At 37.5% G+C, this 25,915-nt stretch carries 12 protein-coding genes and 1 tRNA gene; 9 read left to right on the forward strand and 4 right to left on the reverse strand.

The window, feature by feature from the left end; genetic code table 11:
* The 3 genes from BUE24_RS22490 to BUE24_RS22500 all read left to right on the forward strand — a co-directional run.
* The coding region (locus BUE24_RS22490; RefSeq protein ID WP_139242093.1) for a T9SS type B sorting domain-containing protein at positions 1-3,448 on the forward strand (3,448 nt) is incomplete at its 5' end.
* A gap of 66 nt (positions 3,449-3,514) precedes the next feature.
* Positions 3,515-4,432 carry a PorP/SprF family type IX secretion system membrane protein gene (locus BUE24_RS22495; RefSeq protein ID WP_084549672.1) on the forward strand — a complete coding sequence of 306 codons (918 nt, stop codon included), beginning with the start codon at positions 3,515-3,517 and terminating at the stop codon, positions 4,430-4,432.
* Positions 4,433-4,442: 10 nt separating this feature from the next.
* Positions 4,443-6,395: an OmpA family protein gene (locus BUE24_RS22500; RefSeq protein WP_073321658.1), complete on the forward strand. Its 1,953-nt coding sequence runs from the start codon at positions 4,443-4,445 to the stop codon at positions 6,393-6,395.
* 136 nt (positions 6,396-6,531) lie between these two features.
* On the opposite strand, the gene BUE24_RS22505 is transcribed toward BUE24_RS22500, so the two are convergent.
* Positions 6,532-6,613: transfer RNA gene (locus tag BUE24_RS22505), tRNA-Leu, on the reverse strand.
* Positions 6,614-6,770: 157 nt separating this feature from the next.
* Between BUE24_RS22505 and BUE24_RS22510 the strand changes: the two genes are divergently transcribed.
* The 6 genes from BUE24_RS22510 to BUE24_RS22535 all read left to right on the forward strand — a co-directional run bounded on the left by BUE24_RS22510 (position 6,771) and on the right by BUE24_RS22535 (position 13,489).
* A complete protein-coding gene (locus BUE24_RS22510) occupies positions 6,771-7,712 on the forward strand; it encodes a ribose-phosphate pyrophosphokinase (RefSeq protein WP_073321661.1) in 942 nt (313 codons plus the stop codon).
* Positions 7,713-7,736: 24 nt separating this feature from the next.
* Entirely contained in the window at positions 7,737-8,360 is a 624-nt protein-coding gene (locus BUE24_RS22515) for a 50S ribosomal protein L25/general stress protein Ctc (protein ID WP_073321664.1), read from the forward strand.
* Between the two features lie 229 nt (positions 8,361-8,589).
* Positions 8,590-9,219: an aminoacyl-tRNA hydrolase gene (pth, locus tag BUE24_RS22520; RefSeq protein WP_073321667.1), complete on the forward strand. Its 630-nt coding sequence runs from the start codon at positions 8,590-8,592 to the stop codon at positions 9,217-9,219.
* Positions 9,220-9,270: 51 nt separating this feature from the next.
* Positions 9,271-10,203: a bifunctional riboflavin kinase/FAD synthetase gene (locus BUE24_RS22525; protein WP_073321670.1), complete on the forward strand. Its 933-nt coding sequence runs from the start codon at positions 9,271-9,273 to the stop codon at positions 10,201-10,203.
* A complete protein-coding gene (locus BUE24_RS22530) occupies positions 10,200-11,531 on the forward strand; it encodes an HTTM domain-containing protein (RefSeq protein WP_073321673.1) in 1,332 nt (443 codons plus the stop codon). Before BUE24_RS22525 ends, BUE24_RS22530 begins: the two co-directional genes overlap by 4 nt.
* Positions 11,532-11,560: 29 nt before the next feature.
* Positions 11,561-13,489: an ATP-binding protein gene (locus tag BUE24_RS22535; protein WP_073321676.1), complete on the forward strand. Its 1,929-nt coding sequence runs from the start codon at positions 11,561-11,563 to the stop codon at positions 13,487-13,489.
* Between the two features lie 308 nt (positions 13,490-13,797).
* Here the strand turns inward: BUE24_RS22535 and BUE24_RS22540 are convergent, their stop codons facing one another.
* The 3 genes from BUE24_RS22540 to BUE24_RS22550 are packed head-to-tail and all read right to left on the reverse strand — an operon-like array spanning position 13,798 to position 25,751.
* Positions 13,798-18,918 (reverse strand): DUF6443 domain-containing protein, encoded by a 5,121-nt coding sequence (locus tag BUE24_RS22540; protein WP_073321679.1) that lies wholly within the window; start codon positions 18,916-18,918, stop codon positions 13,798-13,800.
* Between the two features lie 7 nt (positions 18,919-18,925).
* On the reverse strand, positions 18,926-22,438 hold the full coding sequence (locus BUE24_RS22545) for a hypothetical protein (protein WP_073321682.1): 3,513 nt from the start codon (positions 22,436-22,438) through the stop codon (positions 18,926-18,928).
* Between the two features lie 4 nt (positions 22,439-22,442).
* Complete coding sequence (locus BUE24_RS22550; protein ID WP_073321685.1) at positions 22,443-25,751, reverse strand: hypothetical protein; 3,309 nt, start codon at positions 25,749-25,751, stop codon at positions 22,443-22,445.
* Positions 25,752-25,915 lie beyond the last annotated feature (164 nt).

A 25,915-nucleotide genomic window follows, 5' to 3' on the forward strand; every position in this document is an offset into this window, starting at 1 on the left:
CGTAGGGGAGGTCGTTACCTTTACTCTTACCATTACCAACGATGGACCGGATGATGCCTCAGGAGTCGATATACAAGATATCGTACCAGATGGATATAGTAATATCACAAACATCAGTGCTCCAGGTAGTGAAACTGCAGGAACAATCACATGGGCGTCGCAAGCAGTAACTACAACGACTCCACTAGTACTTACTTTTGATGCAACCGTAGATGCACCAACGGGTACTGCCAATGAATATCTAAATGTAGCACTCATAACTGATAGTGATCAGTTTGATCCCGATAGTGATCCTGCTACGGATAATACCGTAGATGATAACGGTGATGGAATACCGGATGATGATGAAGATACAGCAGTAGTAACCCCACAAGCAGCGGACTTAAGTATCGCTAAAAGTATTGATAATACAAGCCCTAATGTTGGAGATACAGTAACATTTACCTTAGTGATAACTAATGCCGGTCCAGATCCTGCCACGGGTGTAGCCGTAGAAGACATATTGCCTAACGGGTTTACCTTGGTGAGTGTAGCAGCTCCTGGTACAGCAGACATTCCGAATAATACAGCAAACTGGACAACACTTAGCGTACCTGCTAATAACGGTAGCGTAACACTTACCTATACCGCAACGGTTAACGCTCCTGGAGTTGGAGTCAACTATACCAACGCAGCGCAAATTACAGCCAGTGATCAGTTTGATCCTGATAGTGATCCTACAGCAGACGAAACTGTAGACGATAATGGAGATGGAATACCTGATGATGATGAAGATGCCATTACTATACCGCCAGCAACAGCAGATCTATCTTTAACAAAAACAGTAGTTGATGGTGATTTAACTCCATTAATAGGACAGGAAATCACATTCCAAATACAGGTATTTAATGATGGTCCTCAAGATGCTACAGGGGTAGAAGTTACTGATGTATTGCCTTCCGGATACGATTTCGTCCTTTTCAGCTCAACAGAAGGGACTTATAACGAAACTACTGGTATTTGGACTCTTGGTAATATTGCTAGTGGTACTTCGGAAACCTTACTGATAGATGTACTGGTGAACCCAACAGGAGATTATTTAAACGTAGCTCAGATCACAAATTCTGATGTTTTTGATATTGATTCTGCTCCTAACAATGATGATGGAGATCAAAGTGAAGATGATGAAGACAATGCAGTTGTAACTCCAGTCGCTCCAATATCTGATCTTTCGCTTACCAAAATTGTTGTAGATGGGGACACTACTCCGCTTATTGGTTCCGAAATTACGTTTCAGATTACCATTACAAATGATGGACCACAGGATGCCACTGGTGTGGAAGTGACCGACCTGCTACCTTCAGGCTACGACTTTGTTTTATTTAGTTCTACCGTTGGTGGTTATAATGAAACTAACGGTATTTGGACTGTTGGTAACATTGCTAACGGGACCTCAGAAACCTTATTAATTGATGCTTTAGTAAATCCAACAGGCGACTATTTAAATATTGCTCAAGTAACAGCATCAGACGTGTTAGATTCGGATTCGGCACCAAACAATGATGATGGTGATCAAAGTGAGGATGATGAAGACAATGCAATAGTTACTCCTGTTGCATCTAGTGCTGACTTATCTTTAGTTAAAACAGTTGTGGATGGAGATACTATGCCTGCAATCGGAACAGAAATTACCTTTCAGATTACAGTATCAAATGACGGGCCGCAAGATGCTACCGGAGTTGAAGTTACAGACTTGTTACCCTCTGGATTTGATTTCATTCTTTTCAGTTCATCGACTGGAAGCTATGACGAAAATACTGGGATATGGACCTTGGGTAATATTGCTAGTGGAACTTCAGAAACACTCTTGATTGATGTTTTGGTGAATACAACCGGAGATTATCTAAATGTTGCTGAAATTTCGGCATCAGATATTATGGATCCTGACTCTACTCCAGGTAATGATGATGGTGACCAAAGCGAAGATGATGAAGATAACCAATTGATCACTCCAGTGGATGCCATTGCAGACTTAGTACTAGAAAAAACAGTAGTGGATAATGATATTACTCCAAATGTTGGAGACGAGATTACATTCCAAATAACGGTTACCAACAATGGTCCTGATGTAGCAACCAACGTAGAAGTTGTTGACCAACTCCCAATTGGATTCGATTTCATCCTCTTCAGTGCTACTTCTGGAACATACGATGAAACCACCGGGGTATGGAATGTAGGAACTATCCCCAACGGAAGAACACAAACACTATTTATAGATGTATTAGTAAATACTCCAACTGGTACTCCAAACGAGTATATCAACGTTGCAGAAGTGACAGCTAGTGATCAATTAGATCCTAACAGTACCCCAGGGAACAATGATCTTTCTGAAAATGACCAAGATGATATTCAAGTATTTGTAGAACGTGCAGATTTAAGTTTAGACAAGTCGGTAAGCAATGTAAATGCAAATGTTGGTGAAGTTATAACTTTCACACTGCAGATAAACAACGCTGGACCGGATATCGCAACTGGAGTTGCAGTACAGGATATTGTACCTATTGGATACAGTAATATCACAAATATAAGTAATGGTGGTACTCTGGTGGGCAATGTTATTGATTGGACAGGATTGACTGTAGACACAGGTGGTTTGTTTGTGACCTATCAAGCAACCGTGAATCTCCCTACTCTAGAGGACGGAGAATATCTCAATATTGCTCAAATTACCGCAAGTGATCAATTTGATCCGAATAGTACCCCTAATAATGATGATGGAGATCAAAGTGAAGATGATGAAGACAGTTCATTTATTGAAACTCCTGTAACCGATATTCAAGTTACTAAAACGGTTAGTGATCCTAATCCTGCCATTGGAGATGTAATAGTGTTTACTATAACCGCTAACAACTTGGGGTCTTTGGACGCAACCTCTATCGAAATCTTGGATCGACTCCCTACTGGTTATCGATTTGAGTCTTCGACGGCTACTTCAGGAACTTATAATGAAGTATCAGGAATATGGACGCTTCCTTTAGTTACAGGTAACAGCTCTCAAACGCTCGAAATAACGGTAGAAGTCCTAGATATTGATGATTACGTGAATATTGCTTCCCTTATCTCTTTGGATCAGGTTGATGCAAACTCAGACAACGATGAAGATCAGGTTACTATAGACACAATTTGTTTAACCGTATTCAATGAGTTTTCTCCAAACAATGATGGAGTGAATGACACCTTTGTTATCGATTGTATTGATAGATTTCCTAACAACAAACTTATCATTTACAATAGATGGGGTAATATCGTATATCAAAAAGAGGGATATGATAACTCTTTTGACGGAACTTCAAATGGTAGAGCAGTTTTATATACTGAAGAAAAACTTCCAGTAGGAACGTACTATTACATTTTGGATTTAGGCAATGGTAGTCCAACCCGAGCCGGATGGTTATACATTAACAGATAAATCTACCTATCGATGCGAAAAAATATAAAAAAAGAAGATCTACTTATAAAAAATTTGACGAAAGCAATGAATACAGCCATTAGAAAAAACATAGGGATTGTTATTGTATTCCTTTCATTTTGTGTACATGCCCAACAAGATCCACAATTTACGCAGTATATGTACAATACACTAAGTGTAAACTCTGCATATGCTGGATCTAGAGGTAACTTCAATGCCATAGGAATCCATCGTTCTCAATGGGTAGGGATCGAAGGCGCACCAAGAACACAAACATTTACATTGGATTCTCCTATCGGTAAAAAAGTAGGTTTAGGATTGTCGGTCATTAATGATCAAATAGGACCTGCAGATGAGTTTTATCTTGATGTTAATTTTTCATATACGATCCAGGCTTCTTTAACTCATAAACTATCTTTTGGTGTTAAAGGTGGAGGAAGGCTTTTTAATATTGACTGGACACGGGGACAAGCTCAAAACCCTGATATTCTATTTCAGCAAAATATCAATAATAAATTTCTACCTACGGTTGGTGCAGGTTTATATTTGCACAGTGAAAGAAGTTATTTAGGGATCTCCATTCCTAACTTTTTTACCGATCAACATTATGATGATATTCAGCAATCACTGGCATCAGAACGTTTACACTTTTTCTTAATTGGAGGGCTAGTATTTGATATCAATACAGATATTAAATTTAAACCTGCCTTTTTACTCAAACACGTAGTAGGAGCGCCATTAATAGTTGATCTATCGGCAAACTTTATGTTCTACGACAAATTTAGATTAGGTGCTGCATATAGATGGGATGATTCATTTAGTGGTTTAGCTGGATTTCAGGTTTCTCCCACACTGTTAATAGGATATGCCTACGATTACACAACTACAGAGTTACAACGATTTACCACAGGTAGTCATGAAATCATGGTTCGTTTTGAACTTATTTCTTCTGAAAAGAGATTAAAATCACCTAGGTTCTTTTAAAATAAATCAAATGAAATATATTTTTACAATAAGCATAATAGTACTTAGCACTTTTGTTGGTAACGCTCAAAAGAAATACAAACGAGCTGATGATTTATTTGACAAAATGTGGTATATCGAAGCTGCCAAAGAATATGAATCCGCTATAGATCAAGGTGATATATCTTCAGAAGTCTTTCAGAAAGCAGGAGATGCCTACTACTTCAATACGGATATGGAAGGAGCATATAAATGGTATGATCGATTAATTTCAGAATATCCAAAAGAAGTAGATGCCGAATATATTTTTAGATATGCCCATGCGTTGCAAGGGATAGGAGAATATAAACAAGCCAAAAAATGGATGAAAAAATTCTCTGAAAAAGCCAAAAATGAAGATCCCAGAGCTGAAAAATATTCACAAAATAAAATCACTGTAGAGGATATCTTGGATATCGAACCTCAATTTACATTAAGAAATCTGGATATCAATACTGAATATTCAGACTTTGGACCGATGTACTATAAAGATCAACTAGTATATTCTTCTGCCATAGATTCATCATACTATGAAGAAAGAAGATACCATTGGAATGAACAACCTTTCTTGAGTCTGTATTTGGGTAGAATCAATCCGTTGCAAACCGATGTAACGCTGATCGAAGAGTTTAGCGAAGAAATCAACACCCGATATCATGAAGCTACGGTTTCATTTTCTCTTGATGAAAGAAAAATCTACTTTACCAGAAACAATTATGATGGCAATTTAGGACGAGATCAGGACGGTGTTAATCATCTCAAATTGTATAGTGCTGTTTTAAAAGAAGATGAGGACGGAAATACAATTTGGGAGGATATAAAAGAGCTACCGTTCAACAGTGATGATTATTCTGTAGGGCATCCAGCAGTTAGCCCCGATGGAAAGCAGTTATATTTTGTGTCAGACATGCCAGGGTCGATAGGTGCTACGGATATTTTTGTTGTGGACATACTGGAAAATGACCAATACTCTCAACCACGTAACTTAGGAAATGATATCAATACCTATGGACGTGAAATGTTCCCTTATATTACTGGCAACAGGCTTTATTTTGCCTCTGATGGACATTTGGGATTAGGAGGATTAGATGTTTTTCAAGCTGATTATGTTATAGAAAATGTTTTTAATACCCCAATTAACTTGGGCGCTCCTCTGAACAGTAAACTAGATGATTTTGGGTTTATAATCAAGGAAGACCTTAATACAGGTTTTGTATGTTCAAACAGAAAATCAGGAAAAGGGGATGATGACATTTATTCTTTTGAACGTACTCCTATTGAAACGTGTACCCAAAATGTATTTGGATATCTTTCCAATGTAAAAACAGGAGAAAAAATTTCTGGTGTAACTGTCAGTCTTTTCTCCAAAAATGGAGAGAAAATAGAGGAAGCGATCACTGGAGTAAATGGTGATTACAATTTTGTTACTCCTGTAGGCTGCTCCGAAAAGTATAAAGTAACCGCTATAAAAAAGGGATACACCTCAAATTCTAAAGATTTTGAAACCTCCTCTATTACCGGTAAAACAGAGGTACCTCTAGGCCTAGATACCGTAGATGAGTTAATCGTAGAAGAAAATGGTCAACTTAAAATAAAAATTGGGATTATTTACTTTGATTTAGACAAATCCTTTATCAGAAATGATGCGGCTATAGAACTCAATAAAATAGTCTTACTAATGACGCAATATCCCAAAATGAAAATCAAGGTTGAATCTCATACTGATTCCAGGTCACCTGATGATTATAATTTATCCCTTTCGGATCGCAGAGCTAAATCTACTAAAGCCTATTTAGCATCACAAGGTATTAATGGCGATCGCATAGAAAGTGCCATTGGGTATGGAGAAACTCAATTGATTAACAATTGCACGAATGATATACCCTGCTCTGAAGCGGATCATCAGCTTAATAGAAGGTCTGAGTTTATTATTACGAAAATATGATTTTATCTTTCAACACATGGGGAGCTATTTTTGCAGAAATACCCAAACAGAAACAGGGTATCTTTACCTCACTGGAAGATAGCAGCATCTAGAAAATAAAAAACGGTCCTTTTGAAAATCAAAAGGACCATTTTTGTACTCAAGGTGGGAATCGAACCCACACTCCCGAAGGAACTGGATTTTGAATCCAGCGCGTCTACCAATTCCGCCACTTGAGCAATTTGGTATTGAATTGGACGGCAAAATTAAAAAAATATTTATTCCCTACCAGCAAATAAGTAATAAAATAAGCAGGAGAGTTAAAATAAATTTTTAAATTTGCACCTTGTTTTTCAAAAGTTAGTTTTAACTCATTACAATACAACATTTTACCCTATGCCACCCGTAAACACTGAAGCAAAATTTTTTGCGTGTAATCAAAGTACAGAACTTGCAGAAAAAATAGTAACCGCTTACGGTGCAGAATTGGGAAATGTGATTACGTCCACATATAGCGATGGCGAGTTTCAACCTTCTTTTGAAGAATCGGTAAGAGGATCTCGAGTATTTATCATTGGATCTACGCATCCAAACTCTGATCACCTTATGGAAATGCTATTGATGCTGGATGCTGCAAAAAGAGCGTCAGCCAGACATATTACCGCAGTATTACCTTATTATGGGTGGGCGCGACAGGATAGAAAAGATAAACCTAGAGTTCCTATTGCTGCAAAATTGATTGCCAAAATGCTTGAAACAGCAGGAGCAACAAGAATCATCACCATGGATCTACATGCCGATCAGATTCAGGGATTCTTTGAAAAACCAGTGGATCACCTGTATGCTTCTACGATTTTCTTGCCTTATTTGCAATCACTAAAGCTGGATGATTTGACTGTTGCATCTCCGGATATGGGAGGTTCCAAAAGAGCCTACGCCTATTCAAAAGCATTAAAAAGCGATGTAGTTATTTGTTATAAGCAACGTGCCAAAGCCAATGTGATTTCGCACATGGAATTGATTGGAGATGTAACCGGGAAGAATGTAGTATTAGTAGATGATATGGTAGATACTGCGGGGACATTGACTAAGGCAGCAGATTTGATGATGGAAAGAGGAGCAAAAAGTGTAAGAGCGATTTGTACTCACCCAATTTTATCAGGTAGCGCTTATGACCGATTAAATGACTCAAAACTAGAAGAGTTAATCGTAACAGATTCGATTCCTCTAAAACAACAAAGTGATAAAATTAGAGTGGTTAGCTGTGCAAATTTATTTGCCGATGTGATGCACCGAGTGCACCATAACGAGTCGATCAGCTCTAAGTTTATAATGTAAATTAATAATATATAAATTTTTAAAATGAAATCATTAACAATCAACGCATCTCAAAGAGAAAGCGTGGGCAAGAAAGCAACTAAAGCCCTACGTAATGCTGGACAGGTACCTTGTGTGATCTATGGTGGAGACACTATTGTACACTTTGCAGCTCCAGAAATTGCTTTCAAAGACTTAGTGTACACTCCAGACGTTCATACCGTGGTAGTAGCGTTGGATAATGGCACAAAAATAAACGCGATCTTACAGGATATCCAATTTCACCCTGTAACCGATAAAATTTTACACATCGATTTCGTTCAAATCTTCGACGACAAGGCCATCACTATGGAAATTCCTTTCAGAACGGTTGGTAACTCTCGTGGTGTAAGAAATGGTGGTGTATTGCGTTTCAACCTTAGACGTATCAAAGTAAAAGGTCTTGCTGCCAACCTTCCTGATGTTATCGAAGGAGATATCACAGAGCTAAAAATTGGAAACAAATTATATGTAACCGATGTAGCAAGCGATGACTTTACGATTCTACACCCAGATAACACTGTAATTTGCCAGGTGAAAACTTCTCGTAACGCGGTTGCGGAAGAAGAAGAGGAAGAAGAAGGTGAAGCACCAGCTGCAGAAGCTACTGAAGCTGCTAGCGAAGCTTAATCATCTCTCATTGATAAAGTATAAAAGCATCCTGATCAATTTCGGGATGCTTTTTTTATTTTTGTTACGATTATTGAGGGGTGCCCTCCGTTGCACTTCGGTCGGGCTATCCGTTTTTACTCCTCGATTATTCGCCCTTCGAGAGCACTTGGACAGACTCAATGTTGAACCCTAGGGCATATAATCTACGGGGTAATCACTACTATCCCTCACCCAAAAAAAGAACAATATGATTTCTGTTTTTAGAAAACTATTTTCAAAAGAGAAAAGAGAAATCCAGGAAGAAGATCCAATGAAAAAATTTCTTGTCGCTGGTTTGGGAAATATTGGTCCCAAATATCACAATACTCGCCATAATATCGGTTTTAAAATTCTAGATGCGCTAGCAAAAGAAGAAGCACTAACTTTTGAAACCAAAAAGTTAGGAGATCTTGCGCTCTACAAACATAAAGGACGTAGTATTATTCTTTTAAAGCCAAACACCTATATGAATCTGAGCGGTAAGGCCGTTCGCTACTGGTTAGAAAAAGAAAAAGTACCGGTAGAAAATCTTTTGGTAGTTACCGATGATATCAATATTCCATTTGGTACGATCCGTCTTAAAGCCAAAGGCAGTGCAGGAGGACATAACGGGCTTAAAGATATCGAAGCACAACTACGGACCTCAAAATACGCTAGATTTAGATTTGGAGTAGGTGCAGAATTTAGCAAAGGACGACAAGTAGATTATGTATTGGGCGAATGGAATGAAGAAGAAAACAGCGCCATGCCCGAACGAATTGAAAAAGGCATCGGACTCATCAAGTCGTTTGCAACGGCTGGTTTAGCCAATACGATGAACATCTTTAACGGAAAATAAAGAAATGTATACCAACATTTCCGTAATTTTATACTTCAAAAACTTTACTTCTTGAAACTATATCATAACGCCGATACATATACCAATATAACTCCAACTGTAGTGACCATAGGTACTTTTGACGGTGTACACATTGGCCATAAAAAAATAATTGAACGCCTGGTAGAAAGTGCAAAAACTAACGGAATAGAATCTGTAGTTCTTACCTTTTTTCCGCATCCAAGAATGGTGCTGCAACAAGATTCCGACATCAAGTTGATCAATACCATCGATGAGCGCATTCAAATTCTAGAAAAAACCGGATTAGACAACTTGGTTATCCATCCGTTTACCAAAGAGTTTTCGAGACTTACTGCCGGAGAGTATGTGCAACAAATGCTGATCGATGCGCTTAATATCCGTCATGTTATCATAGGATATGACCACCGTTTTGGGCGTAATCGCAATTCGAATATCACCGATCTCGCTTCTTATGGGATTCAAAATGATTTTACGGTAGAAGAAATTTCGAAACAGGATATTGATGATGTAGCGATAAGCTCAACAAAAATACGACAGGCACTGGCCGATGGAGATATTATCAAGGCTAATACCTATTTGGGTTATAACTTTATGCTTACGGGTAAAGTCGTACGAGGAAAAGAACTCGGAAGAAAATTAAGTTATCCAACAGCCAACTTGCACATCCCCGAAGAGTACAAACTCATCCCAAAAAAGGGAGTATATGTGGTGCAATCCAAAATCGACAACAAACTCTATTTTGGAATGATGAATATCGGGACAAATCCTACCGTAAATGGCGAGCAACAAACGATAGAAACGCATTTTTTTGATGCTTCTTTCAACTTATACGATAAAAAAATACAGATCGAAATGCTTAAACGCATTCGAGACGAGAAAAAATTCAATTCGGTCGAGGAACTTCAGGAAGCGATGCAACAAGATGAAGAATTTTCTCGCGAATACATAAATTCTTTGGTATGATCAATCGTTGGCTATTTACTCAAATTGATAATAGTGCCTTAATTATATTTAGAGTCTTTTTTGGATTTCTGATTGCTGCAGAGGCGATTGGGGCCATCTTTACCGGTTGGATCACCCGCACGATGATCGAACCTCAGTTTACCTTCAATTTTATCGGGCTTGACTTTTTACAACCCCTACCGGGTAATGGCATGTATTTCTATTTTGCAGTAATGGGCATCTTTGGACTTCTGGTCATGGTTGGGTTTAAATACCGATGGAGCATGCTAGCATATACCATTATGTGGGCTGGAGTGTATTTTATGCAAAAATCCTCGTATAACAATCATTACTATCTCCTATTGTTATTATTGATCATGATGAGTGTATTGCCTGCAGGTAATTATTTTTCTATAGACGTAAAACGTAATCCCGCTCTAAAGAAAATATCCATGCCCCGATGGTGTGTTTTGGCCATCATTGCACAACTTTGGATTGTGTACACCTATGCTTCGGTAGCTAAATTATACCCTGATTGGCTGGACTATAGTGTTGCCAAAAACCTGATGTTGGGTAGAGCATACTACCCTATTATTGGTGACCTGCTACAAGGACATTGGGCACATGTAAGCATTACCTATTTTGGGATTTTATTTGATTTACTTATTGTTCCTCTTCTCTTATGGAGAAGGACTCGATTAGCTGCATTCTTCTTCAGTATTTTCTTTCATATTTTCAATTCGATCATCTTTCAAATTGGGATTTTTCCATATTTATCACTGGCTTTTACCGTGTTTTTCTTTTCCAAAGAGCGGATTCATGCCATTTTTATGAAAAAGAAAGAATTTTATGACAAAAATGAAGTCATTGTACCCTCTTACAAAAAGATACTGATTCCTGTTGCTATAATTTGGTTTGCGATACAGATTGTCTTACCCGTTCGGCATTGGTTTATCCCAGGAGATGTGCTGTGGACCGAAGAAGGTCACCGTATGAGCTGGCGTATGATGTTGAGAGGGAGATCGGGTATTACTAATTTTTATGTGGTAGACAAAGCGGATCCTAAGGCAGAAAGAAAATATATCAATAAAAAGGACTACTTATCCAAAAAGCAATTACGAACGGTAGCGGCCAAACCGGATGCCATCTGGCAATTTGCGCAACGTCTTAAAAAAATATACGCCGAAGAAGGAAAAGACATTTCGGTATATGTAAAAAGTAGTGTTTCGGTAAACGGTAAAAAGCGCAGGCCATTTATTGATCCCGAGGTGGATCTGGCCAACACCCCATGGAACTATTTTACTGCTAATCCCTGGATTATCAGGTATGATGATGATAAGGAAAAATAAAATTCCTTATTTTTAGACACGGTAATTATATGATTTTTAAAGGTTTGGGAAAGAATAGTTGGATCTTTTTTTTATTGTTTTCATTTTTTACTACGGCACAAGATGAAAAAAAAGACTGGTATACAGTTTTTGGAACAACACCAAATACTGTTGACAAACGGCTTCATGATGATCTCAAAAATGCCCAATCTGCGATTCGGAAAATAAAAATTATCGATACCATAGCGGCAATTCATATTAAGGCAGGAAATACCGATTCGATACTTTACTACGGAACACTGCTACAAGAAAAGATTACATCCCACAAAGATGAATTAACCGACTCAGAGTTGTATCTCTCCAAATCATACGATATTCTGGGTAAAGGGAAACTTAAAAAAGGACTCTTAGATGATGCTATGCAACATTATCTAGATGGCATTAACGCCTCTCCGCTTTCCAAAATGAGTACCATGTATTATACGCATCAACTTGGTCTAGGTATAGTATATCTGAATCAGGAGAAGTACGATGCTGCCCTACCAATTTTTGAAGCTTGCCTGCAAAATACTAAAGATGATGAGATTCGTATTTTGGCAAAAAAGCACTTGGCTGATGTTTATTTTTTCAAAAAAGACATTCAAAAAGCAAAACTTTACTATCAGGAAGTGCTCGAACAGTTAAGCCTGCATAAAAATCACAAAGTAACTTTAGAAACTCAATTAAAGCTGGGGCGTATCGATTTGCATGAAAAAAATCTCGATAAAGCACTACAGTATTTTTTAAGTGTAAAAGACGAGGCCTTTCAAAATAACTTTTACGATTTATACATAGAAGCAGCTATTAGAATTGGGATCACCTATTACCGTCAGGGAAACTCTGAGATTGCCGAAATGGTGCTATCCTCTGCATACGTCAATGCGGTGCAATGGAATAAACTAAAACTCCAGGAAGATGTAATTATGGTCCTCAAAGATCTTAAGGTTGCCAATAAGGATTATAAAAATGCGTATAACCTCATGACGCAATACCTCTCTATCTCTAATCAAATCCTAAAAGCCCAAAATAAAAAAGTAGTTCAAGAATTAGAAATTAAATATCAAACCCTGCAAAAGGAAAAGGAAATTCTTGCTCTCAAAGAATCTCAACTATTGAAAGAAGGAGAAATCGAGAAACAGCGAACAATTAAAAAAGCATTTCTGATAGGTTTTCTGGTGGTTTTGTTTCCGGTCGTGGGATTGTTATTTGTATACTTTCAGAAATTAAAAACGCAAATAGCCTTAAATAAATCTCAGGAAGAGGTCAACTCGCAAAAAGTGTATGGTTTAATGAAGGATCAGGAACTTAATCTTATCAAAGCAACCATGGATGGGCAAGACAAAGAGCGTCAACGTCTCGCTCGGGAATTGCACGACAGTATTGGAGGAAATTTGGCAAGTATCAAATTACAACTTTCGAATATTTCTGAATCAGACAAGCAAAAAGTCAACATCATCAAACAGGTAGATGAGACCTATAATCAGGTGCGAGATTTCTCCCACAACCTTACGCCAAAGAAATTTCAAAAAAACCCTATCACAGCGCTGGTAAGGGAGTACGTACATAATGTTTCCAATGGGAGTGACTCCAATATCTCTTTTCATCCTTATCCTGAAAATGAAATTGATAAACTTGAACCTTATCTTACCGAAGAGTTGTTTAAAATAGTACAAGAATTACTTACAAATTCGTTGAAACACGCAAAAGCTAAAAAGATTGATATCTACATCAACAAAAATGATGATGTTATTCAACTACTATTCGAAGACGACGGATTAGGTTTTGATACCAACAAAACTACTGAAGGTATTGGTATCAAAAATATCAAAAACCGACTTAAGTCATTATCAGGAAAGTTGTTTATAGATTCTATGCTAGGTCGAGGAACGGTAGTCACCATCGAAATCCCTGTACTATCTGCCGTATCTAATTATCTGTAGTGTACTGTTTTTGTGCTTCGAATGTATCAACATCCATGGATCATCAAATATGATCGGGAAGAATAATCACAAGGGCCCTGGTGCGGCATAATTGCTGTCTACCCCGTATACCACACCTATTTTTTGACCCTTATGTCCTCAACTTTATCAATTAAATTTGGTAATCGTCAATTAAAAATTAAAAAACAGAATAAAACAAAAGCAGTTGAGAAAACACCACGCAATTCATGCTAAGCTTTGCATGGTATTACTGTTATATTTTAGTTTGAGTTGGATCGCCCGGATTTTATATCCGAGCGATTTTTGTTTTAAAACCTAAAACCTCTGCTCTTAATATATCTTCCAATCTTTAGAGCTTTATTTATGGTCTCTTTGATTTTCTTAGAATTGTAATACTTCTTATGAGATCCATTAGACCTGCGGTTAGCTTTAAAATCCTTTATTATTTGACCATTATAAACATGTTTCACATCATACAAAATAGAGTAACCATTGTTTTTCCCAATTCTTTTATTCAAATAATCTCCTCCTTTACCTATTACTCCATCAGCAGTTATCTTTCCTCCTGCTAATCCAATAATTTTCTTTTGAGGGGCACTCAGCGCTAGACCTAAGAATTCAGGTAATTTATCAGCCCCCCCAAAAACACCAAGAATTGCACTTCCAACCTTACCTGCCCATATTACTTCAGCAGAACCAGTATCTATAGAATTTTGGTTGTAAACTCCATCATTGTTTGCATTATAACTTGAGACTTTATCAGTCCACTTGTTAAAAGCTGAGGATTTATCATCTCCACCTACTTTTCTTTCTCCTGTTGTTATATCTGCCGTGTAATTATCCTGCGACACCACTGAAATACTACCTTCTGCGGTTTTAACAACTGTCCCTTCAGTTACTTTCCCATTGGCATCAACCGTATTTGTGATAGACTCAGTGGAAAAATTCACTAAGAAGCTACCATCTTCATTCTCTGTAATAGTCCTAGTGGTTGTTGTTTGGGTAATATGCGTCACGTTGTGCTCATCTACTCTCGAAGTTATTCCAATTACGGTTTCAGTTATTGGACCTTCAGCATTTGCTCCACTTGGGTCCACCCAAAAAATAGGATTATTATCAAATGCGGTGTAAGTAGACATCGAGTGATGGGTTACGGGATCAATCCCCGTAAACCTAGCTAAGGCAGGGTCATACTGTCTAAAATCCATTTCCATAAGATTTAAACCTAAGGCTTTTTCCAATTCAACATCATTATATCCAAACTTTTGAGCCGCTGTATTCCCTAAGGAAGAAATCATATTGTTATACCCTTTGTGTGCTAACCCAAATGGGTAGTAGTTCTTTTCCTCTACAATCTCACTACCTACAGTACCATTCACTTTGGTAATTCGTAAGTCATCAAACCAACCCTCCACTTTGGATCCTCCTGTATAAATATCAACACGTAGATTTAATTTGTCAATATTAGCTGGAACTGTGACACGCTTTTCTACGTATACCCACTTATTTGTGTCTCGTACTCTGGGAGCTTCAACTATTTGTGTAAAATATCCCGTTTCTTCATTTTCATTCATAAATAGCATAAGTCGACCATAGGCACTGCTTGGGGCTTCGATATATATCCATCCTGAAAATATGTAATCTGTAGCGATACTGTTGTTGATTGTTATCCATTCATTATTATGTACAAACACTTCTCCCGATCCGGTTCTGGATAGTTTCACTGCTTTGGTTCCGGATACAGCATGCTTACTATCGATATTTGCAGAGGAACCATGTAGCGCTCCTACACTACTCCATCCAGCACTATGGCTTAGGTCATCAAAGAAGACCTCCGTAGTCGGTGCTGTGATTTCTCCATCTTTGTTAGCATCGGTATACGACAAACGAATATTCCCCAAATGATCCTTATGTTGATATACGTAGTTAAATGTCCCGTTGTTGTTTTCTACGTATCCTTCGGGATGGTTAAAGAACTGCAAAGTCCCGTTTTCATAAACATGGTTCCCCGCATAATCGGTAATTATTCCGTTTACCGTTTTTCTATGCTTTATTCCTGAAGCATCGTACTTGTAATCGATATTTTCGCCCGCAATAGTTACTCGGGTGGGTAAATTCAAATGATTATAGGTAATCCCAGTAATGCCTTTGTTTGCATCCGTTTTCATATTACCATTGGTATCGTAAGTATATTCTGTGGCTACATTTACTCCATCTTGAAAACCATAATTATCATTACCGTTATCCAGTACTTTGGTGAGCTTATTCCCACTGTCATAAGAGTATACTAAATTATCCATCAATCCAAAAGCAGTTGCAGCTGTATTAGTATGTCCTTTACGTTGTAATCTTAGTATATTTCCGTTTTTGTCATACGCAATCCCTCCTACATCATACCGGTCATCTTTGGTTCCTGTAGCAGCTGTAAGCCTATTCAAGGCATCATACGTATACGTATACGCTCTGGTACTGGCATCCATATTTTGGGTATGCCAACTGGTCTGTGCGATATTACCGTTATACAATCTTTTGCTAGCATCACTACCCGTATTATATCTCAAGTTGAAATTGAATAAATCGTTGTCGTCTATCCCATCTTCATTAATCGATGTTAACCAACCACGTACATTGTATTTGTAATCTGTTTTTTGTAGCCCTTTGCTGTTATCAACAATCTTGAAGTCTCTAATCTTTGCTCCATTAGTATGCATTGAGATATCTCCCAACAAACTCCCATACGAAGCTGTTTTGGAAACATAAAAGGTATCCCCATTCTTTTTGTAATGGATCGTATTACCTATACGTTCTACTCTGAGGACATCTCCAATTGCAAACTTACCATACTCTCCTTTATGACTCCCATTTTCATAAATGATCAGTCTTTTTGTCCAATAGAGATAAATAGCGTGATTAATTGTGTTGTAATGCGCATTACTGTTACTATTAGACAACCCAATCATCATCGGGGTATTATCTGAACCGGCAATAAACTCAACATAACCATCTTTAGCAAAACTACCTTGCGTAGCCAAACCAACAGCCCAGCCACCACCGCTCACTTTGGTGATTTGATTATTATTAATAGTAAGCCCACTAGTGATATCTTTATATCCAGATTTGGTACCATTACTTACTATTTTGCTGGTCAACCGCCCCAAATCATCATAATTATTTTTTACAATACGTTCTGAGGTTTGATTATTCACTTGCTGGGTTTGACTAATCATTCGTTCCATATGATCATATTCAAAACGATCTACAGTAACTACGTCTGCTTTTCCTTGTTTTTTATGAGTAGTTCTAGTCTCTAATACTTTACTTGTGAAATCATCCAATTTATTTTCCACAATATCAGCAGTTTGTAGATAATCATTCTTTAAATAGATATAAATAGGTCTACCTTTTTCGTCATAATAGCTTACTGTAGTAATCCAACTATTAGTACCCAGTACTCTTGTTTTTGTTACCGTAGGCAAACCTTTGGTTCTAGTTGTAGAGGTTTGTCCATAACTAGTGGTCACTGTATTGGACAATCCAGATGGTAAATCTGTATAGGTATCATAATAATTTACCGTATAAACCTGAGTGACTCCAGAGGGTATAGCAGAATTTGTATAATAAACATTGATACCCCCCAGATTTCTGGCTGTGCTTTGCCTACTCTCCCACTGTGTATACGATGTAGAGTTGGCAGCATTCTGAAGTGTCACCCTCGAAGAAAGATTTTTAGTATACCCTGTATAAACAATTCTACCTAGTTTATCATACTTGGTAAACAAGAGCTCTCTATCCAATTGTCCACTGGAATTCGTTTGTGTATGCTGTATTGCATCCTGAGTTAGCACAGGGCGATCTAATTTATCATATACGATATACTCCCATCCTTTACCAGGAACTTTCTTCTCTACCAAACGGTTTCTGTTGTCATATTTATACTGATAACACAGCTCGGTAAGCTCACTGTTCGAGATACCATTAGACGTGTCTGCTTTGGGAGGGATTACATAGGTTAAATTTCCAAAGTCGTCATATACATAATACGTGTCGTGCGGTTGACCTGCATTGTAATTTCTTTTCAAAACAACCTGTTCTTGTTTATTCTTAAACTCTTCGGTAGTGTGATCCACTCCTGAGGTCCAGTTCTCATCTTTGGTTACTGTTTTATACAACTCCCCTTGACCATAATAGCTTGTACCTCCTTGCAATGTTGGTGTATAGGTATTGTTGGCAAAACTGGTTGCTACGCTATACATTCTTACTTCGTTTACCCCATTGGTTTGATAGCCCAACTTAATCTCATGCCCACTACCTAATTTCCAGTCTTTACCTGGTGCTGCTTGTTTCACTACTCTGTTGAGTGGGGAACCATCAAATTCTTTCTCAGAATATGCATTTACCCCTGTAGGCAAAGTTACTCCTGCAAAGTCTTCTTCATATTTTTGTTGATAGTATTTTTGAGTTGTAAGTCCAACATCCCCGGTGCGGATATTGGCATTATTACTCTGGCTGGCAAAAGGTAAATATTCCTTGGCTTGTCTTCCTAAAGCATCATAGCTTACATGAGTCACGATATCACTAGCTTTTTCTTCAGTAACAAATGCTGATTTTCTATTTACAATATCTTGTATCGATAACTCAGTACCATCTATAGCCTGTGCTAGAGGGTTCCAAAAGTACTGCCGTACGTTAGTATCTGTACAATAATACAGGTAATTTCTAAAACGAGTTTGATCAATTCCCGGTCTCCATTTATATTCTGTACCATCTATGACCTTGTTTCCGTTAAGATCGTACACTCCACTTTCTCCGGTATCTCCACCAGTATAACTATGTGGATGTACGATTCCTACCATCAAATACCAGGTATTTAGTTGAGGTAAATCACCTGCCCAAAAATAAGGGTTGTTATTTTCAGTCCCGTTTAAGTTATTTACGTTCTGCGTACCATGGTAAGTCGTTCCCGCTTGAGAAGCTGTACGTTTTACCCATACTGTATATCGATACGTTTTGGTATTATCGATAGTAAAGTAATCGGTATTCCAACCTCCATCTGCGTTGCTAGCAGCATCGGGTTTACATTCCCATAATAAATCGGTAGTTCCAAAAGGAGTAGCTCCATTTACCACCTTATTTTCGGATGCAGCTCCATTACGATTATAAAAGGCTGTAGCCGTATTATTGAGTTGCCAATCTATAGGCACCACATTATCAGAAACTACATTACCTCCAGCTGCTACACCAATGATTTGTTTTACTCTTCCTAATCCATCAAAATATTGAATGGTAGTCATCACCTTGTCCTTATCATGCCCTGTTACCGGGGTGGTCGTAGGTTGCTTATAAACCTTGGTTTCTGTATAATTCTCTGTTTGACTTTGTGCGAATATGACAAACGGAAAGAATACTAATAAAATAAATATCTTTTTCATCTTGCTGTTAGTTTTTGTAGTTGTAGTTGTGTTGTTCTAAAATATGCCCCTGCGTATTCTTTACTAGAGATAATCTATTGAAGTCATCATACTCATAGTACAAGATTTCTCCTCTTGGATCGGTAATACTGGTTATTCCAACAATTGGGTTATAAGAAAAGGTGGTCACTTGTGCTGCTGGGAAACCATTTCTAATCGCATTCAGTTTGATTCTTAGTGTATTTTCTGTGGCATCCGACACGTCGGCATTTGACGCCGTAATCGCAGCATTAATTAGGTGCTGTTGCGATGTATTGACCGTCGAATACCCTTCAATTTTGGCGATAGGTTGTGTACCATTATATCCCCAGACATAGTAGATTTTACTCCCATCTTTTTTACTGACCTCAACTGGGTTTCCTTTTGCATCATACTCATGAAATACTACTCTATCATCCAGTCCTTGATTTCCTTTGCTGGTTTGTATCTTTTGAGGTAGGTATAATCCGTTACCAAAATCTTTATAAATAGTATTTTGAGTACTTAACTTCGTTATATTTATAAGAGCCCCCTTTGTTGTTTCTACTTTTATAGGTTCTATTATGCGATGTTCTGAGAGTAAACGTATATTATTTACTTCATGAGCATATTGGGTTCGAGATGTAAGCACCTCTCCTTTACTATTTTTGGTAACAACATAGGTAGGTTGATAGTTCTTTAAGCTGTAATTAAACCTTTTATTAGTGGTTGTCATTTTCTGATTTCCAGCAGCATCATAAAAATAGTTTTCTACTGTACTCTCTTTAAGAAAAGGCAACCCATAATCATAATAAGCAGTTCCAATACCTATAAAATCTGCAGCATTACCGCATGGGAAACAAGATTCCTGCACAGAGAGTGATTTATAGTTCTGATACGTCTCTCCCTTATATGCCAGAGCAGATGCGCAGGGTTCATTTTCGCTGTATTTAAAAAAGTACTTTTCACTTGCTAAAATTTGATAATCATATCGGTTGATTGTTTTTTCTATTATTCTCCCATTATTATCAAAACCGCTACGCTCTAGTAAATTCCCTCGTTTGAAGTCTAAATCCTTTTCTGGATTATTATACTGCGCAGGAATAATATCTTCATAAAATCGGGCATCATAACTAGGGTAATCTATCGCATTGGTATACAACATTACATTTTTACCATTGTTGTCCTGATACACCTCTACATTTTTATACCCAACATAATTTCCTTTGGTTAGAGAGGCTTCTACAGCATTACCTTGTTGTTGCACCAGAAATGATGTGTTAACTCTATTTCCCGAACAACGACCTGCTAATCCTCCTACGGTACTACCTCTTAACAAGGCTGTTACATTCTTGATCGATTTTCTGGTCATCCCTAAAGCACCATCAAAAGAACCCGAACTATACGAATCTCCAGATATATTATAGGTGTTCATTGTAGTCGGGTCCAACAATGGATAGTTATAGCTAACTTTAGTTTTTTGATCCAAACCTTCAGTAAATCGAATTTCCTGAATTCGCAACCCTCCTCCTGTTTTGTATTTTACTACAGGCCCCAAATACTTGGTGTAGCTCAATGTGGTTCGTAACGAAACCTCGGGCGAACCACTAGATCCATCTGGCAGGTACAACAGTGATTTCAATCGAACTACATAGCTTCCTTGTTTCAAACTTATACTATGAGACCTTGTTTTTAAATCTCTTATTCGAATGGTCCTTAAAGAAGCGTTTGCCGGGACAAATTCCAGAAAATGATACCCAATACTTTCATCATTTCCGGTTAGACCAGATATAGTAACATTAGCTCCTGTATCATTCGGAATATTTAATAATATATCGCTAGAATTTACACTTGGATTTATGGGATTATGCCGTAAGGTAACATTGCTAATTGCAGTTATATCCTGATAATTTGCTTCAATATCCTTGGGATCAACTAGTACATCTCCTAAAAACGAAAATTCGTGCGGTTCAAAAATGAATTCTTTTCTACCTCCTGTTGGATACGTTATTCCGGTCAATACGCCGGTAGTCGCAATTCCTCCTCCTGGATTTAATACACCTGGATTAAATTGCAGCCCTGAACGAGTAAGGGTTCGGAATTTGTAATATCCCCATTGATCTTTTGCTCCACTTCCATAACCAGGTAGTCCTTCTTCATTATTGTAATTCAATTTGTAGTTCAGCCTACTTGCTCCAGATCTTTCTGCTACATTCATCAAAAAAAGACGATTGTATGACGTAGTTTTATATGTAAAGACAAACTCCTTATTTTTCACACCACCCACATCAAACACTTCCGCTTTTTCCAGAATACAACCCGTTGCATTATCCTGTTCCGGGTGCCTATCTGGACTTAAGGTAAAAGCCACCTTGGTACCATCTCTAAAAGTAACTTCTTTCAGTTTCTTAGTAGATACTTGAAGAATATTCCATGTAGTTAGTCTTTCTGGCGGAACCAGGGATGCATTAAAACCAGCGTTGGGATTATTACGATCAAAATAGGTGTTAAAAACAGAAGGACTATTTCTGGTAGTAGCTGTTTGCGTACTCTTTTGCGTATTGTAATGCACCCAAACATCTTGATAGTTGAAAGAGCATACCGTAAAATCACTTGGTGATTTTATTCCAGACAAATGCCATGAAGAGGTATAGCTAATTTCCTTAAACGCCTGGATTGCACTATCTAGAGCATTACCTGACTGATCAACTCCAGACTTTCTGTTTTGCGTTTTTGTAATTTCTTTTTGATCAAATACAAATTTGTATCCGTTTGGAGCTACTACTGTAAAACTTGAAATTTCAAAAGTATTCCGATCATGACTTAATTCGATCTTCACTTTTTGTGATGATGAAATCAATATCGGTTTTAAAGTGCCATTATTATTCACGACAATAAACCTCCCAGAATAGCCCATAAAATTGAACTGAAATAAATCTGGTTGATAATCATACGTTTGAGGACCATAAGCAGTATTCCACAAAAAGTTTTGGTAATCCTTAAAATCAGTACCATTTGGATTGATTACGATATTACCCGACTGAAAATCCCGCAAATATTTCATCTGCTTATAATAACCACTATGAAACGATCCTACTTCTCCAGGAGCATAGATCCCAGGAGTGAGAATATATTCATCATCATTCACTCCTAATACCGTTCTTGAAATTGTCCCACCAGCAAACAACGACCATCCGGTTCCCGTCCATCCCGAACGTTCATCTATTCGAACACCTTGTGTGTTATAGTTTAAAGATAGATCGAATAAAAGGCCTCCATCCATTTTTTTTGAGAATAATGGTAATACAATATTAGGTTGCCCAGTATAGGTATCAACAGGAATCTCCTCAAAATGCATTAGGTTGGCCACTGTAGGTGATGGTGGAATTACTTGTGGCAAATCAGTTATCGAACCATTACTTTCGGCCCCTAAGGATTGTTGACTATACCCTATATTGGCGCATAATAGTCCTACAAGAATGCAAAACTCTTTGCATCTTGATAAAACAAATGTTTTCTTCATGCTGTTAGTTATTTTTGTAGTTGTAGCCCTGCTCTTTTAGAATCTCACCTGCAGAATTTTTCACAAATTCTAACCGGTTAAAATTATCGTATTGATAGTAGATTGTTTCTCCTCTTGGGTCTGTTATGCTGGTTACTCCTATTAGTGGGTTATAGGTAAATGTGGTTACTTGTGCCTCTGGGAAACCACCGCGAATAGCCTCCAACTTTGAACGCAAAGTATTTTCTGTAGCGGCAGACACATCCCCATTGGAGGCAGTGATTGCAGCACTAATTAAGCTTTTTTGGGCCGAACTAATGGCCATATACCCTTCAATTTTGGCTATAGGCTGAGCGTTATTGTATCCCCAAACGTAGTAGATCTTACTCCCATCTTTTTTACTTACCTCAACAGGGTTGTTTTTTGCATCATATTGATGAAAAACTGCTCTGTCTTCTAGTGCTTGTTTCCCTTTACTAGTTTGAATGATTGATGGTAATAATTTACCACTAAAAGTATTGAAAACAGTATGTTGTTTACTTTTAATACTGCCGTTTTTGTAAACACTGGTAGTAACCGGTTGCATTCTGTTTTGGTTCGTTAATGCTGGATTAAAATCGTTAACGGTTCTATATACATCTCCGTTACTACTGGTTACCTCAGAACTCTTTAACTGATAATGATTATTATAATCATAGAAGTATTTGGTTTCACTTTCCAGAAGCTTTCCTTCAAAATAATTACGTTCTGTTGTGCTATGTATATTTACGGTTCCACCAGTTAAATAATAGACCCTGTACTTCCAAGTGCTATTATCAAGAATATCTCCATATCCATCCTTCATAAATAAAGGGAGTTTGAACATCGTCCTTGTATTCACTTTATCCAACGAAGGTTTATTTGTGTTCCATCCATAAACTTCTCCGTCCGGATTAAAACTAAAATCTGGGTAGGTGAAGGCTCCTCCTACAGAATTAAAACCATAAAAATGATCTCCGTATAGATAATTGGTAATGACTTCTTTTTCCAACACGTATCCTTGACCTGGCAAATTGCTATACACCATTGTGTTTACATTCTTTCCTCGCAACCATTCATTATCAGTAGGAGGATGATAAGGGAAATCAAAATAATCACCTCCGCCATCGGGAAGGTTGGTAAAATAGTAATCTGTTTTCCCTTCATTAACATTCTTTGTCCCATGGTACTCTGTTACAAAAGAATATCCAATACTATTGGCCTGATATGAACTAAAAGCGCTGGTCTGATCAAAATAGGTAGATATATTATAAGAACATGGACTAAAATTATTGTTCTTATCAAAATTCAAATACCCCGGTAGACCAATTACGATTCCAGTCTCGCCTCCTCCTCGGGTGTAATCAAACTCCTTAACACGAGTGTCACTCTCTGTGATGTATTCTATCTTTTGAATACGCTTCCCTCCAGAATACAATATCGCACTAGGTTGATCGTAAGTGATGGTCAACTTAAAATTATAATTTCGATTTAAATGCAAATCTCTGGGCACACTAGGATGTCTGGGTACTCGAACTCCAAAACTAGCACCTGTGCTCCCCTGGCAATTAGAAAATGTTACTTCCTTTCCTATCTCCATGGGCCAACCATCTTTTGACACTTCAAAAATACAGTCGGGGATATTAGGATCTCCATTAATATCTCTGAAATGGAAACATTCTAACTTATACTTTAGTGGAGTATTAGCCGGAAATGTATAATTCAATGTTTTATAGGTTCCAGTAGTGATATCATAAAAATCTTCTTTGGTCAATTCGATCTTCACCCCTACATCGGATGATGGGTTAATAGATGGAGTAATTACTTCATTAAAAAAGTAAGGTTTTTGACCTCTATTATGTTCGTAGGTAAATTTGGTAATCCCACCTGTTGGATATTTGATCTGCTCCAGTATTCCTGCCTTAGCATTTTCCAGGTGTACTTTTCGATCCGGTTTGTAATTACCATACTCAAACAGTCTTAAAAAGGGACCATTATTGGCCGCTCCATTATAGTACCCCCAATAATCTTGTCTTGTTGAAAAACGACTTGGTAAAACCGTCGAATTATACGTAAACTCATAAGGAGGTAAACTAACTCCATTGCTACTTTCTTCTTCGATACTACTTAAAAACATACGTTTAAGCGACTTGGCAAACATCGGCAATTGAGTTAAGTAACTTAATACATTAGAATGATCTGTACTCGTTGTATAGGTATAATTTAGATCGTAGGACTTGATTTTTTGATTGTTCTGATCATATATCGTTACCTTATCCAAAGCATAACCTTCATAGTCCTGGCGTAAATTTGATTCTCTAGTAAAAACAATACTTCCTTGACTGTATGTGATTTTACTTAATTGCCATACCTGCTCCTCTATCCTAGATACTTTTGAACTAATTTTAAGGATATCATTCAAGTTTCCTGGTGAGTTAGCATGAGATCCAGGAGTGGGATCATGCTTGTCATGGGACTTATCATATCGAATTGGGGATTCGTCTTTATAATGATAACTAATTACCTCCCCATATGGAGTTTCAATATCCATCAACTTCCAGGAGTTAAAATTTTGTGATACCGGACTTTGCCCATCATTTACAATATTCCCGTTCAAATAAATCGAGCTTCCAATCGAAGAAAGTTGCACATCTCTGGCTTGTCGTTGACGATCCTTAGAAATCCCATAGTAGAAAATATTTCCACTAGCATCGGTAACTTGAAAAGCAATAATTCGTTTTTTAATGCCTCGTATTATTTCTCTTTCATAGTTAATTTTCACATCCCCAAAGGTTTGAATTACCGGCTCTAAAGTTTCATAATCGAATACAAATTTACCACTGGTACCCCCTCCGCTAAAGGTAAACTGATCTGGATAATAATCGTAATCATATTGTAAATGTGATTCTCTAGCAAAGAAATTTTGTCTTGCTGTTAGACTTAGTGGTACTGTCATAAAATCAGTAGCATTTCCAAAATACCCCGATTCATCTGCTTGCCCCCTGATTTGTCTTGAAACGTCACCTCCGTAAGTTAATGACCAACCCATACCTGTTCTAGGTGCTACTTCAGAGACCTTTACTCCTCTACCATGATATTTGATGCTTATTGGTATTTGAAGACCTTTTACCGAAATGGTGTGTATTGGAATAGATACATTTGCCAATCCCGTATAATGTGATATGGGTACTTCTGTAAATCTTGATAAAGCCGCCGCTTCTGGTGAGGGAGGTGTGATGTTTGGCAAAAAACTATCCTGCGCATATCCTATGTAAAATAGGAAAATCGACAAGATACATGTTATTTTGTTTTTCATTGAATTTCAATTTCGTTGTTGATTGTTTTTGTATTTCCCTAAGTAGTTTCTGGTATAAAATCTTCTATTTGATTCTATAGCATTTTCTTCTGCATTTTGAGTGATTCTTTGTGTTTGTTTTGCCTGTTCATGATGACGCAAATATATAGGCAGAAATTCCCTCT

This window comes from Aquimarina spongiae, assembly GCF_900141785.1.
In the GTDB taxonomy this organism is placed as follows: domain Bacteria; phylum Bacteroidota; class Bacteroidia; order Flavobacteriales; family Flavobacteriaceae; genus Aquimarina; species Aquimarina spongiae.

Bases quoted from the DNA above. Each gene is read 5' to 3' on its own strand.
- BUE24_RS22495 (WP_084549672.1), top strand. From the start codon at position 3,515: ATGAATACAGCCATTAGAAAAAACATAGGGATTGTTATTGTATTCCTT.
- BUE24_RS22500 (WP_073321658.1), top strand. From the start codon at position 4,443: ATGAAATATATTTTTACAATAAGCATAATAGTACTTAGCACTTTTGTT.
- BUE24_RS22510 (WP_073321661.1), top strand. From the start codon at position 6,771: ATGCCACCCGTAAACACTGAAGCAAAATTTTTTGCGTGTAATCAAAGT.
- BUE24_RS22515 (WP_073321664.1), top strand. From the start codon at position 7,737: ATGAAATCATTAACAATCAACGCATCTCAAAGAGAAAGCGTGGGCAAG.
- pth (WP_073321667.1), top strand. From the start codon at position 8,590: ATGATTTCTGTTTTTAGAAAACTATTTTCAAAAGAGAAAAGAGAAATC.
- BUE24_RS22530 (WP_073321673.1), top strand. From the start codon at position 10,200: ATGATCAATCGTTGGCTATTTACTCAAATTGATAATAGTGCCTTAATT.
- BUE24_RS22535 (WP_073321676.1), top strand. From the start codon at position 11,561: ATGATTTTTAAAGGTTTGGGAAAGAATAGTTGGATCTTTTTTTTATTG.
- BUE24_RS22540 (WP_073321679.1), bottom strand. From the start codon at position 18,918: ATGAAAAAGATATTTATTTTATTAGTATTCTTTCCGTTTGTCATATTC.
- BUE24_RS22545 (WP_073321682.1), bottom strand. From the start codon at position 22,438: ATGAAGAAAACATTTGTTTTATCAAGATGCAAAGAGTTTTGCATTCTT.
- BUE24_RS22550 (WP_073321685.1), bottom strand. From the start codon at position 25,751: ATGAAAAACAAAATAACATGTATCTTGTCGATTTTCCTATTTTACATA.